Annotated in this window: 13 protein-coding genes; 8 read left to right on the top strand and 5 right to left on the bottom strand. The window is 70.0% G+C overall.

Features of this window, described 5'->3' with window-relative positions:
• The first annotated feature begins 168 nt into the window (after positions 1–168).
• Entirely contained in the window at positions 169–1,968 is a 1,800-nt protein-coding gene (locus tag DID99_RS01360; RefSeq protein ID WP_124484850.1) for a methyl-accepting chemotaxis protein, read from the top strand.
• Between the two features lie 44 nt (positions 1,969–2,012).
• Here the strand turns inward: DID99_RS01360 and DID99_RS01365 are convergent, their stop codons facing one another.
• Positions 2,013–3,050: a sigma-54-dependent Fis family transcriptional regulator gene (locus tag DID99_RS01365; protein ID WP_124665899.1), complete on the bottom strand. Its 1,038-nt coding sequence runs from the start codon at positions 3,048–3,050 to the stop codon at positions 2,013–2,015.
• Positions 3,051–3,428: 378 nt separating this feature from the next.
• Here DID99_RS01365 and DID99_RS01370 point away from each other — a divergent pair, with 378 nt between their 5' ends.
• Together DID99_RS01370 and DID99_RS01375 are read left to right on the top strand one after the other, a co-directional pair.
• Positions 3,429–5,396: an ATP-binding protein gene (locus DID99_RS01370; RefSeq protein ID WP_124665900.1), complete on the top strand. Its 1,968-nt coding sequence runs from the start codon at positions 3,429–3,431 to the stop codon at positions 5,394–5,396.
• A 379-nt stretch (positions 5,397–5,775) separates the two neighbouring features.
• Positions 5,776–6,420: a DUF4142 domain-containing protein gene (locus tag DID99_RS01375; protein WP_124665984.1), complete on the top strand. Its 645-nt coding sequence runs from the start codon at positions 5,776–5,778 to the stop codon at positions 6,418–6,420.
• A 34-nt stretch (positions 6,421–6,454) separates the two neighbouring features.
• Here the strand turns inward: DID99_RS01375 and DID99_RS01380 are convergent, their stop codons facing one another.
• The 3 genes from DID99_RS01380 to DID99_RS01390 form a co-directional block, all read right to left on the bottom strand.
• A complete protein-coding gene (locus tag DID99_RS01380; protein WP_124665901.1) occupies positions 6,455–6,955 on the bottom strand; it encodes a PRC-barrel domain-containing protein in 501 nt (166 codons plus the stop codon).
• 66 nt (positions 6,956–7,021) lie between these two features.
• Positions 7,022–7,453: a CBS domain-containing protein gene (locus DID99_RS01385; protein ID WP_044843097.1), complete on the bottom strand. Its 432-nt coding sequence runs from the start codon at positions 7,451–7,453 to the stop codon at positions 7,022–7,024.
• A 343-nt stretch (positions 7,454–7,796) separates the two neighbouring features.
• Positions 7,797–8,045 (bottom strand): hypothetical protein, encoded by a 249-nt coding sequence (locus DID99_RS01390; protein WP_124484846.1) that lies wholly within the window; start codon positions 8,043–8,045, stop codon positions 7,797–7,799.
• A 141-nt stretch (positions 8,046–8,186) separates the two neighbouring features.
• Between DID99_RS01390 and DID99_RS01395 the strand changes: the two genes are divergently transcribed.
• From DID99_RS01395 to DID99_RS01415, 5 genes are all read left to right on the top strand, one after another.
• A complete protein-coding gene (locus DID99_RS01395; protein WP_124519568.1) occupies positions 8,187–8,486 on the top strand; it encodes a hypothetical protein in 300 nt (99 codons plus the stop codon).
• Between the two features lie 298 nt (positions 8,487–8,784).
• Positions 8,785–9,096 (top strand): hypothetical protein, encoded by a 312-nt coding sequence (locus DID99_RS01400; protein ID WP_044843100.1) that lies wholly within the window; start codon positions 8,785–8,787, stop codon positions 9,094–9,096.
• 207 nt (positions 9,097–9,303) lie between these two features.
• Complete coding sequence (locus DID99_RS01405; protein ID WP_044843101.1) at positions 9,304–10,182, top strand: MipA/OmpV family protein; 879 nt, start codon at positions 9,304–9,306, stop codon at positions 10,180–10,182.
• A gap of 107 nt (positions 10,183–10,289) precedes the next feature.
• Entirely contained in the window at positions 10,290–11,984 is a 1,695-nt protein-coding gene (locus DID99_RS01410) for a VRR-NUC domain-containing protein (protein WP_124665902.1), read from the top strand.
• Positions 11,981–14,281: an ATP-dependent DNA helicase gene (locus tag DID99_RS01415; protein ID WP_124665903.1), complete on the top strand. Its 2,301-nt coding sequence runs from the start codon at positions 11,981–11,983 to the stop codon at positions 14,279–14,281. The genes DID99_RS01410 and DID99_RS01415 overlap by 4 nt, the downstream gene beginning before the upstream one ends.
• A 54-nt stretch (positions 14,282–14,335) precedes the next feature.
• Here DID99_RS01415 and DID99_RS01420 read toward each other — a convergent pair whose 3' ends face one another.
• Positions 14,336–15,106, bottom strand: coding sequence for an IclR family transcriptional regulator C-terminal domain-containing protein (locus DID99_RS01420; RefSeq protein ID WP_124484841.1), 771 nt, complete (start codon positions 15,104–15,106; stop codon positions 14,336–14,338).
• Positions 15,107–15,148 lie beyond the last annotated feature (42 nt).

Here is a 15,148-nt window from a genome sequence, read left to right on the forward strand (position 1 = left end):
CCGGCACCGCTGCACGCCTGCATACCGACAACGCGCCTGCCTGCCGGTCGCGCCTTTCTTCATATATTTGACCGAATCGACACAACGGCCTCAAGTAAGCGGCGCGGATGCCGTTTACCCGGTGAATTCGTCCACCGGGCGTTCGCGCTCCCTTACCGAGTCGTTGCCATGTTCTCGTCCATCCGCACCCGCATCCTCGCCGCGTGCGTCGCCATCGTCGTGTTCGCGCTCGTCGCCACCACGCTGATCAATTACTTCATCGCACGCGCGTACAACAACGACGCGATAGACCGCAACCTGACCTCCGTCGCGAGCGGCCACGTGGTCGGCATCGGCGACTGGGTCGCGACGAAAAGCCGGATGATCGCGTCGTTGCAGGACGCCGCGCTGTCGCCCGATCCGCTGCCGGTGTTCAAGCAGATGGCCGCGGCGGGCGGCTTCACGAACGTCTATGCGGGCTATGCCGACAAGGTGTTCCATTTCTCCGACCCGACCGGCATCCCGCCCGACTACGACCCGACCGGCCGTCCGTGGTACAAGCAGGCCGCCCAGGCCGGCAAGCCGGTCGTCACGCCGCCGTACGTCGATGCGGGCACCGGCAACCTGGTCGTCACGTTCGCGGTGCCGATCCTGCGCGACGGTGCGCTGAAGGGCGTCGTCGCCGCCGACGTCGCGATGGACAGCGTGATCGCGAACGTGAAGTCGATCCACCCGACGCCCGCGAGTTTCGGGATGTTGATCGACAGCAGCGGCCACGTCGTCGCGCATCCTGACGCGAAGCTCACGCTGAAGCCGGTCGCCGACGTGTCGCCCGATCTCGGCGGCATCGGCGCCGCGACGCTGGCGGCGTCGAGCGCGCCGGTCGAAGTGCACGTCGGCGGCGACGCGAAGCTGGTGCGCGCGCAAGCCGTGCCGGGCACTGACTGGTACGCACTGGTCCTGCTCGACAAATCGGAAGCGACGGCCGGGATGCGCTCGCTGCTGACCGCGTCGCTGATCACGCTGGTGGTGATCGTCGGCGTCGCGTCGCTGATCGTCGGCGCGATCACGACGACCGCGTTCCGCCGCCTGTCTCAGGTGCGTCAGGCGATGGCGTCGATCGGCTCGGGCACGGGCGACCTGACGCAGCGCCTGCCGGCCGACGGCCGCGACGAGGTGGCCGATATCGCGCGCTCGTTCAACAGTTTCGTCGACAAGCTGAACGACGTGATGCGGCAGATCCGCGACGCGAGCGAATCGGTACGCACGGCCGCGAACGAAATCGCCGCGGGCAACCAGGACCTGTCGTCGCGCACCGAATCGGCGGCGGCGAGCCTCGAGGAAACGGCCGCGTCGATGGAAGAAATCACCGCGACGGTCGGCCAGTCGGCGGCCGCTGCCGGCCAGGCCGACGAACGCGCGGCCGCGGCGTCGCGGATCGCGTCGCACGGCGGCGTGGTCGTATCGGACGTCGTGTCGACGATGGAGAAGATCGAGGAAGCGTCGGGCCGGATCGGCGACATCATCGGCGTGATCGACGGGATCGCGTTCCAGACCAACATCCTCGCGCTGAACGCGGCCGTCGAAGCGGCGCGTGCCGGCGAGCAGGGCCGCGGTTTCGCGGTCGTCGCGCAGGAAGTGCGCAGTCTCGCGCAACGCAGCGCGCAGGCCGCGCGCGAGGTGAAGGTGCTGGTCGAATCGACGGTGGCGAGCGTGTCGGCCGGGTCGGGGCAGGTGCGCCAGGCCGGCGAGACGATGCGCGAGATCGTGTCGAACGTCGCCAACGTGACGACGATCATCTCCGAGATCACGCACGCGGCGAACGAGCAGACGCGCGGCATCCAGGAAGTGAACCGCGCGGTCACCCAGCTCGACGAAATGGTGCAGCAGAACGCGGCGCTCGTCGAACAGTCGACCGCGGCCGCGACCGCGCTGCAGACGCAGGCGAACGCGCTCGCGACGACGGTCGGGCAGTTCAAGGTCGCATGACCTGCGCCGGTTGACGCAGGGCGCGCCGCGGCGCGCGGCGGCGCTCAGGGGCGGCCGTCGTCGCGCATCAGCGCGAGCCGGTTGTAGAGCGTCTTCAGGCTGATGCCGAGCGCTTTCGCGGCTTGCGGCTTGTTGCCGTCGAAGTGCTGCAGCGTCGCCGCGATGAAACGTTGCTGCGCATGGTGCAGCGTCGCGCCGAGCGGCAGCGCCATCGCGTCGTCCGACGTGTGGTCGGGCGGCGCTGCCGGCCTCGGCAACGCGACGTCGATGCCGTCGTCCGCGAGGATGTACGCGCGCTCGATCGTGTTGTGCAACTCGCGCACGTTGCCCGGCCACGAATAGGCGCGCAGCGCGGCGATCGCCGCGTCGGTCAGCCGCTTGTGCGAGCGGTGCCGCGCGTTGAGCGCATCGACGAACTCATGCGCGATCGCCTCGACGTCGCCGCTGCGCTGGCGCAGCGGCGGCACATACAGCGCGAACGCGGCGAGGCGGTAGAACAGGTCCTCGCGCAGCCGGCCGTCGCGCACGGCATCGGCCGGATTGTGGCGGGTCGCCGACAGGATGCGCACGTCGAGCGGAATCGAATCGGTGCCGCCGACCCGCACGATCGTGTTCGATTCGAGCGCCCGCAGCAGCTTCACCTGCAGCGACGCGGGCATCTCCGCGATCTCGTCGAGCAACAGCGTGCCGCCGCACGCGGCTTCGAAAAACCCCTCCCGTTGCGCGATCGCGCCGGTGAAGCTGCCTTTTTCGTGACCGAACAATTGCGCTTCGGCGATGTCCGCCGGAATCGCGCCGCAGTTGACGGGCACGAACGGCCCGTCGCGTCGCGTGCTGAGGTCGTGCAGCCGGCGCGCGACGATATCCTTGCCGACCCCGCTTTCGCCGGCAATCATCACGCTGGCGCGGGTCGGAGCGATTTTCTCGATACGGCCGAGCAGCGTGCGCATCGCCGCGGAGCGGCCGGACAGCCGGCGCGGGTCGGCGCCTTGCTTCGGACGGTTTGCGGATTCAGCCATAAGCGTCGGCGGGCCGTTTTGAAAATCGGCACCGCACGTTCCCTTCATTGCAATATCTATCATCGACAGCGAAACCGCACGGAAGGTGCCGCGATTTAGAAATTTACAATGTCCGGTGCGGGGATCGAAGAAATACGCGATCACGGGGGCACGATGCCGACAGGCGGCAGCCGACACCGCGTGTCGATGCTTTTTTGCAGCCGACCGATGAAAAATCGCAAGTCGGCAGCGCCCGCGTTCCGCGCAAACGCGGCAGGGCGGCCGAGCGACGCGGCGCGGCGGCACGCGCAGCGCGCCGCGCCGCGAAGCCGCCGCGCGGCCGTGCCGCGGGTACGCGCGTTGCGCCGGCCCTTGGGCTCGCCCCCGAACGCTCGACGGCACATGCCGACCGCCGAGGCGGGAGCCGTCGAGCGACGGTCGCCGGGGCGATGCAGGGACACGATGAGGATCCATACCCGTGAACTGTTCCGGCAGGGCGCATGGGTCGTGCTGGCCGTCGGGGTGGCGTCCGCGCTGCAGGCGTGGGCGATGCACGTCGTCGGCGTACATGCACCGTTTGCACAGCTGCCTTTCTACGCCGGTGTTGCGGCTGCGGCCTGGCTGACGTCGTTCGGCGGCGGCCTGGCCGCGATCGCCGCGAGCGCGGTCGTGATCGGCGCGTTGGGCTGGCGCGAGGTGACGCTGCCCGCGCTGCTCGCGCAGGCCGGCGCCTTCGTCGCGATCGGTTTCGTCGAATGCGTGCTCGTGATGGTCGTCAAGCCGCTGCTCGCAAACGATCGGCTGCGCGGGGCCGAGGATGTGGAGGAAAACGACGCACGCGTGCCGCGCCGCGAACCGGCACCCGCGGCGCGCTCGCTCGACGACATCCTGCTACGCCGCGTGGTCGATGCGTCGCCCGACGCGATCGTCGGCGTCGATGCGGTCCGGCGGATCACGAGCTGGAACCCGGCCGCGCGGCGCCTGTTCGGCATCGATGCCGCGGCGGTGATCGGCCACGACGTCACGACGCTGATCGCGCCGCGCTGGCTGCGATTGCATCCGGTCCCCACGTCGTTCGCGAACGCGCGCGCCCCCGCCGGCCCGCTCGACATTCTGTGCCTGCGCCACGACGGCGGCCGCTTTCGCGCGACCTTCGTGGCGGCGCCGATCGTCGACGCGCAAGGCAACTGCACCGGCATGTCGATGACGCTGCGCGAAGCGCGCGATCGCCGCCGAAGCGAGCGGCGCAACCTGCGTTCGTTACGCGGTGCGCGCGACGCGCGCGTGCAGGCCGACGAGTCGAACCGGCTGAAGGACGAACTGCTCGCCACCGTATCGCATGAACTGCGCACGCCGCTGAACGTGATCTACGGCTGGGTCGAGGTGATGCGCAGCGCCGACGGCCAGAGCTTCGCTCACCAGGCGATCGATGCGATCGACCGCAGCGCACGCTCGCTGTCGCGGATGGTCGGCGACCTGCTCGACGCCTCGTCGCTCGCGACGGGGCGGATGCGGCTCGAGCGCGCGCCCGTCGATCTCGTGCGCGTCGTGCGGGAGGCGGTGCGCGAACTCGGCGCGACGGCGGAGGCGAACGGTCTCGAACTGTCGATCGCGTGCGCGATGTCCAACTGCGTGATCTCCGCGGACGGCGAGCGGGTGCGCCAGATGCTGTCGAACCTGCTGTCGAACGCGATCAAGTTCACGCCGCCGGGCGGCAGCATCAAGGTGTCCCTGACCCGGGCCGGCGCGCGCGTGCGGCTGTCGGTCGCCGATACCGGCCAAGGCATTTCGGCGGAACGCCTGCCGCATCTGTTCGATACGTTCAACCGGCCGGAAGGCGCGTCGGCCTCGCCCAAGCGTGGGCTCGGACTCGGCCTGTCGATCGTGCGCAACATCGCACGGCTCCATGGCGGCGAGGTGACGGCTGCGAGCGATGGCGCCGGGCGCGGCACGACCGTGACCGTGATGCTGCCGGTGGACTGGGGTGCCGACATGCCGAACGGCCAGCCGTTACGGCCGAGCGGTGCGTCGGCGGCGGTCGCGCTCGACGGCCGGCGCGTGCTGGTGGTCGATGACGATGCGACGTCGCGCGCGAGCCTCGCGGCGGCGCTCGAAACGCTCGGTGCGCAGGTGTCGACCGCGCAATCGGGGCGCGACGCGCTCGACGTGGTCGCGCGGCAGCACCCGAGCGTCGTGCTGTCGGATCTCGCGATGCCGGACGGCGACGGCTTCTGGCTGCTCGACCACATCCGCCATTTGCCGAACGGCAGCGGGCGCCTGCCCGTCGTCGCGGTGACCGCGCATGCGGGTGCGGCGGACCGGAACCGCGTGATGGCCGCCGGCTTCGACGCGTATCTGTGCAAGCCGGTCGACATGCCGACGCTGGCCAGCGTCATCGTCGACGTGTCGAGCGCCGAGCGGCATCGCTGACGCGCGGCGGCCTCCGCATCCCGCGCCAGGCGGCACGATGAAGGGATCGAACCTTGCCCGGCGCGACAGCATCGGCGGCAGGCCGAGTCGACGGGCAGCGTGCCCGACGAGCGGCGACGCGCGACGGCGATTCGGGTCGTGCCCAACATCGACGTTCGCGCGGTGTGTGCGACAGGCTGCGGATCCGCGGGAAGTCACGTATGACACGACGTTCGCGGAGCGCACGCTGCGGGTAACCGCCGCATTGTGGATCGAGCGTGTCGAGGGTGCATGGAGCAAAGGCGCGTGGACCGATTTCCCGCGTCCGCGCATCGTCCCGCATGACGGGCCGGTTGCCGCGTTCGGCAGGGCCGATCCGTCGACCGATACGGAGGTCCGGATGAAAACGAGCGACAGGAATCTCCGCCGAGCCACCGCGGTTGCCGCCATCGTGTGCCTGCTGGGATCGGGTGCGCTCGCGGTGTTGCGCGTGCCGGCGTTCGCGCCGGCGCATGCGCAGGCGCCGCCGGCATCGTCCGTTCAGGTCGCGCCGGGCGTCGTCAGTCCCGGCCCGACCGCCGACGAGGCGGACATGACGCGGCGGCCGAGCGGCATCGACGCCGAATTCATCGATAAGGCGGGCATCGTCGGCAAGACGGAGCTGCAGGCGAGCCAGCTCGCGCTCGACCGGTCGTCGAATCCGCGCGTGAAGGCCTTCGCGCGCCGGATGATCGACGATCACGTTCGCATGACCGCGGAATTGCGCCGGCTCGGCACGCAAAAGGGCTTGCCCGTGCAGACGCGGATGCTGGTCGATCCGGCGGTGAATGCGCTGCGAAGCAAGAATGGCCATGCGTTCGACAAGGGGTACATCGAGCTGGCGGGACCGAACGCGCACGACGCGGCGATCCGGCTCTACTCAGCCGAGGCGCGCGACGGCCACGACCCGCAGCTTCGCGCGTTCGCGGTCAATGCGCTGCCGACGCTGAAGGCGCACCTGAGCGCCGCGCGCGCACTCGAGCGTGCGATCGCGGCCGCGCACTGATCCGCACGGCGATCCGCGCGCCCCGGCGCGTCCGTCAGTGCGGCCGCGTGTCGCTTTCCGGGCCCTCCGGCGACGCCTCGAAGGGCGGCGCGTCGAGTACCGTTTCGCCTTCCTCGATCAGCCAGTACGGCGATGCGCCGTAGTACGCGTGCAGCCCCTCGGCCCAGGCGGGATCCGCCATCGTCGGCCAGCGGTCTTTCTCGAAGCCGGGCGCGTCGCGCACGCGCTCGGTCGAAACCGGCAGCACGAAGCAGCGGCGCCCGGCGTCGAGCGTCAGCACGTTCCACGGCACCGCGAGCAGCTTGTCGCCGATCCCGAGCAACCCGCCCGACGACACGACCGCATACGCGATCCGGCCCGAGCGGATATCGAGCATGATGTTCGTGATCTTGCCGATGTCGTCGCCGTCCAGCGTCAGCACGCGATCGTCTTCCAGCGTGCCGGCGGCCATCACGTCCGGCCCCGGCCCGCCGGCCGAACGGCCGCGGTCGCCGACGATGCGCGCCTGCGTGCGCGACGGTCTGTCCGTTGTCATCGCTGTTCTCCTGGTCGAAGCGGCGCGGCGCACACGGCGCGCGGGCCGCACGGGTGAGGGCCGCGGTCAGCGGCGGCGCGGCAGGGACACGTCCTCGAGCGTGTTCGCCAACTCGTCGCGTGCCGGGCCGCCCGCGCGTGTCGCGATGTCGCCCAGCGACACGATGCCGACGATCTGGTGATTGGCGTCGAGCACCGGCATCCGGTGCAACTGCACGTCGGCCATCCGCTGCTGGACGTCGCCGACGCCGTCGTCTTCCACGCACCACTGCACCGGCGCGGATGCGACCACCTTCACCGGGGTATCGGACGAATGCCCGTGCGACAGCGCTCGCACTGCGAGGTCGCGGTCCGTCACGATCGCGACGAGCCCGGTGTCGTCGCAGACCGGCAGCACGCCGATGTCGAAGCGCTGCATCAATTCGGCCGCATGGCGAATCGTGTCGGTCGGCGCGACGCAGACCACGTCGCGCGACATGATTTCATTGACGCGATACATGAACGCCTCCTTCGTGAACGAGACGACATGGAAGCAGAACGCGTGCCGCGTTCAATCGGCACAGGCCGGGCCTGCGCGGCCGGGCCACGGAGAAATTTGCCAGCCGGCTTGTACATCTTCCACGGCGGCAGCCGTGGCCGGGCCGCGAGCGACGCTCAGTGGCCGACGCCCGTCATCACGACGATTGCGAGGACCAGCGCACTCTCGATCGCGGCGAGCGCCGCGACGCCTGCGGCGCCGCTGACTTCGTGCCATGCACGTTCGATGCGTTTCATCACTTCACTCCGGTTGGGCCGGCCGGGCGACGCTACGCTGCCGCGCATCGCGGGCCGGGGTGCCGCCGTCAGCCGTGATCGCGGGGCGGTGGCGGGGCGTCGGGCGCGCGACGTTCGCGTTCGCCGGACGGCCTGGCGGGGTCGATGCGGGTCGCACCGCCGACGGCGGGCGGATCGCTGGCCGGGAACGTCTCCTCGAGCCCTTCGTCGATGCGCTCTTCCGTCTTGTCGTCAGACGGCTTGCGCGACGTGGCCAGGGAGAGCGGGCTGGCAGCCGGTGACACGGCGTCTAGGCTACCGGGGGCGGATGCGGTCATGATCGAACCTCCTTATGGGTACGAGGGGTGCAAGCACCGTACCCGCGCAGCGCGGGCGGCATGACGCTTGCAGCCGTCGAGCCGGCCGGGCGGGCTGAGACGTGGCCGGCCCGCCGCCGGCGTGGACGAGAGGACATCGTGATGAATGAACCCAGGGAAAGAATACGTTACGACGCGAACGTGTGCGGCGGCGATTTCAGTCAGGTGCGCGAGCGTTTCGACACATGGAAGCGCGAATCGCAGATCCACCGGCCCGAGCGGCGCATGTTCGACGGGAAGGACGAGGTTCGCGAGCTGAACCCTACCGTCTACGCGGGGCCGGAAAGCGCACGGCGGGCGCTCGCCGCGCGATGCGCGCCGTCCGATCGATTCGCACTCGCGGCGCGCCTCGCCGCCGAAGGACGCACGCTGTGGCTGGTGATGGCGGCCTACGATGCATGACCGGCGCGCGGCTGCCCGCCGGGCAGGCACGCTGCTTGCGCGCGCTCGCCGCACCCATCGACACGCGCGAGCCGCCGCGCAGGAGCGACATGAGTACACGATCCATGCTGCACCGTCCGGAGCCGACGCCCGACTTCGATCCCGATCCGGCGCTGCCCGAGCACGACGATCCGTTCGATCCGCCCGTGCTCCCGGGCCTGCCGCAAGGCGATCCGCCGTCGCAGCCGCCGCCGATGCGGATGCCGGGCGAGGGCAGCGAACCGCGGCCGGCCGCGCGATCACAGAAAGGAGGACCATCATGGACATTCACGTGCAATCGCCCGACAAGCGCGCGATCGCCCAGGTGCTGGGCCGCTATTTCGAGTCGCGTTCGTTGCGTTACCACATCGAGGAGTTGCCGGGCGGCGTGCTGCATATCGGCTTTCGCGCGAGCGGGCGCCCGGTCGCCGTCACCGTGTCGTTCGACGACACCGCCTACGACACCTACACGCACTGGGACGCGAGCCAGAAGCAGCTCGCGCTCGGGCGTCTCGCGGACGGCTTTTCGCGCATGATGGCGAAGCGCAGCCCGGCCGCGCTCGCCGGCGACTATCACGTCGAGCGTTTCTGATTCCGCAACCCAGCGCCGGTTCATGCCGGAATACGGCAAAGTGCCCGCGGTCAACGGGCGCTTTGCGGCTTCGCGCGCGCCAGCGTAGGATGTTCACAATTCAGCGCACGCTACGTTCGCGCCGTCGGCTGCTCGCCGTTGCAGCCGGCCAGGCTGCGACGCGCTTTCCCTCAGGTTCGTTTCGTGCAACCGACGGAGACCGCCTTGATGACCGTTGCCCGCCCGTTGTTGTCGCCCGGCACCCGCCGGTTCGTGTCCGGCCTGTCGGCCTTCGCCGCGCTCGCGGCGGCCGGTGCCCGCGACGCGTCGGCCCAGACGCCGTCGCCGCTCGGCGAATGGCAATACTCGGCGGGCGTCCCGCTGCAGAAACTGTTCAGTCCGACCGTCCCCACGTGGCAGGTCAGCGTTGGCGCGGCGATGACGCTGCAGCCGCGCTACGCGGGTTCCGATCGCTATCGCGTGATGGGCGGCCCGAATCTCGACGTGCGCTATCGCGACCTGTTCTTCCTGTCGACGGGCGACGGGCTCGGCGCGAACGTGTTGCGCGGGCCCAACTGGCGCGTGAGCCTGTCGGTCGGCTATGACCTCGGACGCCGCTCGGCCGACGATCTCGACCACCTGAACGGGCTCGACAACATCAACGCGGCGCCGGTGATGAAGCTCGCGGCCGACTACGTGATCTCGAAGGATTTTCCGCTCGTGCTGCGCGCGGATGTGCGGCGCAGCATCGGCGGCTCGAACGGCTGGGTCGGCGATTTCTCCGCGTACATGCCGATGCCGGGCAGCAACGAACACTTCTTCTGGTTCGCCGGGCCGACCGTGTCGTTCGCCGATTCGCGCTACATGAACAGCTGGTTCGGCGTGCCCGCGGGGGCCTCCGCGCGCTCGGGGCTGCCGGCCTATTCGTCGGGCGCGGGGATGAAGTCGTTCGGCGCGGGCGTGACGATGGTGTGGTTCGTCAACAAGCACTGGTTCGTGACGATGGACGGCGCGATCGAACAGCTCGTCGGCCGCGCACGGCGCAGCCCGATCACGCAGCAGTCGACGAACGGCGTGTTCGACATGTCGGTGAATTACCAGTTCTGACCGGATCGGCGCCGGCGGGGCAGCCGCATGGCGGTGCGCGGCATGCGGCATTTTTCGTCACATTTGATATGATTCCGACCTGTACAAACGTACAGTGATCGATCCCCGTGACGCCTGCATCGCCGACGCCCCCGGCGTTTTACTACCTGACCAATTTCGAACGCGCGCTGGCCTGGCTCGGCGAGCGTTACGACGACCTGCTCGATGCGAGCGAACATGCGTTTCTCGCGCATTTCGCGCAGTTGCCGAAAGGGTCGCGTGCGTTGCTCGTGCGGATGCTGATGCGCAGCGGCGCCGACTTCCGCGCGAGCAAGCTCGCGTACGACGAAATCGGCAGCACGCTCGACGCGGCCGCGCCGCTCGTCGAGCTCGGCTGGGTCGATCCGGCCCCCGCGCTCACGCTCGACGAGTTGTTCGTGCTGTCGACCAAGGCCGACCTGCTGAAGATGTTCCCGTCGCTCGCAGCGCACGCGGGCGAGCGCAAGCCCGAGTGGCTCGAGCGGTTGCGGCCCGCGCACGACGTGGCGCAACCGCTCGACGCATGGTGCGCGCAGGCCGACGATCGCGTGCTGCGCGTGACGGTCGGCGCGCTGTGCGACCGCCTGCGGCTGATGTTCTTCGGCAATCTGCATCAGGACTGGAGCGAATTCGTGCTCGCCGATCTCGGCGTGTTCCAGTACGAAAGCGTGCCGTTCGCGCCGTCGTCGCGCGCGTTCCAGCAGCGCGACGACGTCGACGCGTATCTCGCGCTGCAGACCTGCCGAGAAGCACTCGACGCATGGCCCGACGACCAGCCGTTCGACGATCTGCTGCAGGCGATCGACGCGGTCGGCTGCGCGCAGCCGTGGCTCGCGACGCGCCGCGCGAAGCTGCTGTTCACGCTCGGGCAGACCTGCGAGCGCCGCGCCGATTGGGCTGCCGCGCTCGACGCGTATGCGCGCAGCGCGTGGCCGGGCAGCCGGCACCGGCGCATTCGCGTGCTCGAACGCTGCGGCCGCGACGCCGATGCGCTCGCGCTGGCGCTCGATGCGCGAGGCGGCTTCGAAAGCGACGAGGAGCGCCAGCGCGTCGAGCGGATGCTGCCGCGCCTGCAGCGCCGTCTCGGGCAGCGGGTCGAACGCGCGGGCAGCACGCCCGACGTGCCGCGCGAGACGCTCGTGCTGATGCGCCCTGAAGCGTTCGTCAGCGTCGAATACGCGGTGCGCGACCATCTTGCGCAGCCCGATGCGCCGGTTCACTACGTCGAGAACACGCTGATCAATTCGCTGTTCGGCCTGCTGTGCTGGGAGCCCGTGTTCGCGGCCGTGCCCGGCGCGTTCTTTCACCCGTTCCAGCGCGGCCCGGCCGACCTGCACGCGCCCGATTTCGCCGTGCGCCGCACGGACGCGTTCGCCGCCTGTTTCGCGCAACTCGACTCGGGCGCGTACCGCGACACGATCCGCCGGCACTTCGCGACGAAGACGGGGCTGCAATCGCCGTTCGTGTTCTGGGGCGTGCTGACCGGCGAACTGCTCGACGAGGCGCTGGCCTGCCTGCCGCCTGAGCACCTGCGGCTGTGGTTCACGCGCCTGCTCGCGGATATCCGCGGCAACCGCTCGGGGCTGCCCGATCTCGTCCGTTTCTGGCCCGGCGAGCGGCGCTATGAATTGATCGAGGTGAAGGGCCCCGGCGACCGGCTGCAGGACAACCAGACGCGCTGGCTCGCGTACTGCCTCGCGCACGGCATGCCGGTGCGTGTCGTCGATGTCGAATGGGCCGGAGCCGGTGTCGAGCAGGCCGAAGCGGCGGGATTGTCCGCATGAGCTACGTCGTCGCGGTGCGGGCGATGTGCGAATTCACCGCGCGGCGCGGCGATCTCGACCTGCGCTTCACGCCCGCGCCGACCGCGCTCGAAGGCATTGCCGGTCATGGCGCCGTCACGTCGAAGCGCGGCGCGCGCTACGAAACCGAGATCGCGCTGACCGGCACGTGGGGCACGCTCACCGTGCGCGGGCGCGCGGACGGCTACGATCCGGTCGCGAACCGGCTCGAGGAGATCAAGACCTACCGCGGCAACCTCGACGCGATGCCGGCCAATCATCGCGCGCTGCACTGGGCGCAGGCGAAGGTCTATGCGCACCTGATGTGCGATGCACGCGGACTCGCGGAAATCGACGTCGCGCTCGTGTATTTCGACATCGTGTCGGAGCGCGAGACCGTGCTGACCGAGACGCTCGGCGCAAGCGCGCTCGCCGCGTTCTTCGCCGAGCAGTGCGCGTGCTTCGTCGGCTGGGCCGAGCGCGAGACCGCGCACCGCTCGGCCCGCGATGCGGCGCTGCGCGCGCTGACGTTTCCGCACGGCCGATTCCGCAGCGGCCAGCGCGAGCTGGCCGTGTCCGTCTATCGCGCGGCGCGCGACGAGCGCTGCCTGATGGCGCAGGCGCCGACCGGCATCGGCAAGACGCTCGGCACGGTGTTTCCGCTGCTGAAGGCGTGCGGCGAGGGCGAGCTCGATCACGTGTTCTTCCTGACCGCGAAGACGCCCGGTCGCGCGCTCGCGCTGGAAGCGGCGACCACGCTCGGCGCCGGCACGCCGGCGCTGCCGCTGCGCGTGCTGGAGCTCGTCGCGCGCGACAAGGCATGCGAGCATCCCGACCGCGCGTGTCACGGCGAATCGTGCCCGCTTGCGCAAGGCTTCTACGACCGGCTGCCGGCGGCGCGCGACGCGGCGATCGGCGCGGGGCTGCTCGATCGCGATACCGTGCGCGAGGCGGCGCTCGCGCACGACGTCTGTCCGTACTATCTCGCGCAGGAGCTGGCGCGCTGGTCGGACATGGTGATCGGCGACTACAACTACTACTACGACGGCAGCGCGATGCTGCATACGCTCGCGCAGCAGAACCAGTGGCGCGTCGGCGTGCTCGTCGACGAGGCGCACAACCTGCTCGATCGCGCCCGCAAGATGTACAGCGCATCGCTCGACCCGTTCGCGTTCGCGGCCGCGCGCGAGGCGGCGCCCGCGGCACTGCGCAAGGCGTTCGACCGGCTCGCGCGCGCGTGGGGCACGCTCAATCGCGCACAGGCCGAGCGCTATGCGGCATACCCCGAGATCCCGGGGCCGATCGTGTCGGCCGTGCAGAACCTCGTCGCGGCGATCGGCGAACACCTGACCGATGCGCCGCGCGCGAACGGCGACGCGCTGCTGCGCTTTCATTTCGAGGCGATCCAGTTCGGCGTGCTCGCCGATGCGTTCGACGGCGCGTCGATCTTCGACGCGACGCTGCACGGCGAGCCGCTGCCGCGCCAGGCCGGGCTCGACGGCGTCGCACCGGCCGGGCGCCGGCGCCGCATCCAGTCGACGCTGTGCGTGCGCAACGTGATTCCGGCCGGCTTTCTCGCGCCGCGTTACGACGCCGCGCGCGCGACCGTGCTGTTTTCCGGCACGTTGAGCCCGTTTCATTTCTATCGCGACACGCTCGGGTTGCCGGCCGACACCGGCTGGCTCGACGTCGACGGGCCGTTCCGCGCCGAGCAGCTGACCGTGCGCGTCGCGAGCCACGTATCGACGCGCTGGCGCGACCGCGACCGTTCGCTCGAACCGATCGTGGACCTGATCGCCGCGCAGTATGCGACACGGCCCGGCAACTACCTCGGTTTCCTCAGCAGCTTCGACTATCTCGGGCGCGTCGTCGCGCTGATGCAGACGCGTCATCCGGACGTGCCCGTGTGGGCCCAGGCGCCCGGCATGGCCGAAAGCGAGCGCGACGCGTTTCTCGCGCGCTTCGACGCGGGCGGGCGCGGGGTCGGCTTTGCGGTGCTGGGCGGTGCGTTCTCGGAAGGCGTGGATCTCGTCGGCGAGCGGCTGATCGGCGCGTTCATCGCGACGCTCGGGCTGCCGCAGGTCAACGATGTCAACGAACAGATGCGGCGCGCGATGGAGGCGCGCTTCGGCAACGGGTACGACTACATGTATCTGTACCCGGGCCTGCAGAAGGTCGTGCAGGCGGCCGGGCGCGTGATCCGCACCGAACACGACGAGGGCGTCGTGCATCTGATCGACGATCGTTACCGGCGGCGGGAGGTGCGCGATCTGTTGCCGCGGTGGTGGCGGATCGGGTGACGGGCGTGACGGATGTCGTGCGCGGGATGACGTGCGCGCGGCTCGCGTGAATCCCTAAAGCACGTTGAGCATCGCGAGCGCGGTTTCCTGCAGATGCGGCAGCACGCGCCGCACGGCCGCGTCGGTCGTCTCCGCGCCGATCGGCATGTTCGTGCTCAGCGCGGCGACGACTTCGCCGTGACGGTTCTTCAGCGGCACCGCGATGCCGCGCACGCCGACCTGCAATTGCTGCTCGATCACCGCGAAGCCCGCGTCGCGCGCGTGGTCGACCTGTTCGAGCAGGCGTGCCTTGTTGGTGATCGTGTGCGGCGTGAACGGCGCGAGTTCGGTGTCGTCGAGCCACGTGCGGACGGCCTCGCGATCCGGTTGATGCGCGAGCAGCACGACGCCCGGCGACGTCAGCGGGGCGGGCACGCGCGCGCCGAGCACGAAGCCGGTCGTCATCACGCGCGACACGCCGTTGCGGGCGATGAACACGAGTTCCCAGCCGTCGAGCACGCTCACGTACGCCGATTCGTTCAGCGACGCGCTCAGTTGCTGCAGATAGGGCTGGACCGTGCGCGGCAGGCGCGCCGAATCGAAGTACGACCAGCCGACCCGCAGCACGCGAGGCGTGAGGCCGTACAGCTTGCCGTCGGTGTACACGTAGCCGAGCGATTCGAGCGTCAGCAGGTAGCGCCGCGCGGCTGTGCGCGTGAGGCCGGTGCGGGCGGCGGCCTGGGTCGGCGTCATCCGCGCGTGCTGGCTGTCGAACGCCTCGAGGATCATCAGGCCCTTTTCGAGGCCGGCAATCCAGTCGCGTCGGTCGAGGTCGGGCTTTTTCATGGTCGGGGGCGCGTCGTGCGCGGTGTTCGTGCGGGAGTGGGC

It is taken from the genome of Burkholderia sp. Bp8986, assembly GCF_003854225.1.
Classification (GTDB): Bacteria; Pseudomonadota; Gammaproteobacteria; order Burkholderiales; family Burkholderiaceae; genus Burkholderia.

What these genes read in the sequence shown, in the direction of transcription:
- DID99_RS01360 (WP_124484850.1), top strand. Translation starts at nt 169, where the DNA reads ATGTTCTCGTCCATCCGCACCCGCATCCTCGCCGCGTGCGTCGCCATC.
- DID99_RS01365 (WP_124665899.1), bottom strand. Translation starts at nt 3,050, where the DNA reads ATGATAGATATTGCAATGAAGGGAACGTGCGGTGCCGATTTTCAAAAC.
- DID99_RS01370 (WP_124665900.1), top strand. Translation starts at nt 3,429, where the DNA reads ATGAGGATCCATACCCGTGAACTGTTCCGGCAGGGCGCATGGGTCGTG.
- DID99_RS01375 (WP_124665984.1), top strand. Translation starts at nt 5,776, where the DNA reads ATGAAAACGAGCGACAGGAATCTCCGCCGAGCCACCGCGGTTGCCGCC.
- DID99_RS01380 (WP_124665901.1), bottom strand. Translation starts at nt 6,955, where the DNA reads ATGACAACGGACAGACCGTCGCGCACGCAGGCGCGCATCGTCGGCGAC.
- DID99_RS01385 (WP_044843097.1), bottom strand. Translation starts at nt 7,453, where the DNA reads ATGTATCGCGTCAATGAAATCATGTCGCGCGACGTGGTCTGCGTCGCG.
- DID99_RS01390 (WP_124484846.1), bottom strand. Translation starts at nt 8,045, where the DNA reads ATGACCGCATCCGCCCCCGGTAGCCTAGACGCCGTGTCACCGGCTGCC.
- DID99_RS01395 (WP_124519568.1), top strand. Translation starts at nt 8,187, where the DNA reads ATGAATGAACCCAGGGAAAGAATACGTTACGACGCGAACGTGTGCGGC.
- DID99_RS01400 (WP_044843100.1), top strand. Translation starts at nt 8,785, where the DNA reads ATGGACATTCACGTGCAATCGCCCGACAAGCGCGCGATCGCCCAGGTG.
- DID99_RS01405 (WP_044843101.1), top strand. Translation starts at nt 9,304, where the DNA reads ATGACCGTTGCCCGCCCGTTGTTGTCGCCCGGCACCCGCCGGTTCGTG.
- DID99_RS01415 (WP_124665903.1), top strand. Translation starts at nt 11,981, where the DNA reads ATGAGCTACGTCGTCGCGGTGCGGGCGATGTGCGAATTCACCGCGCGG.
- DID99_RS01420 (WP_124484841.1), bottom strand. Translation starts at nt 15,106, where the DNA reads ATGAAAAAGCCCGACCTCGACCGACGCGACTGGATTGCCGGCCTCGAA.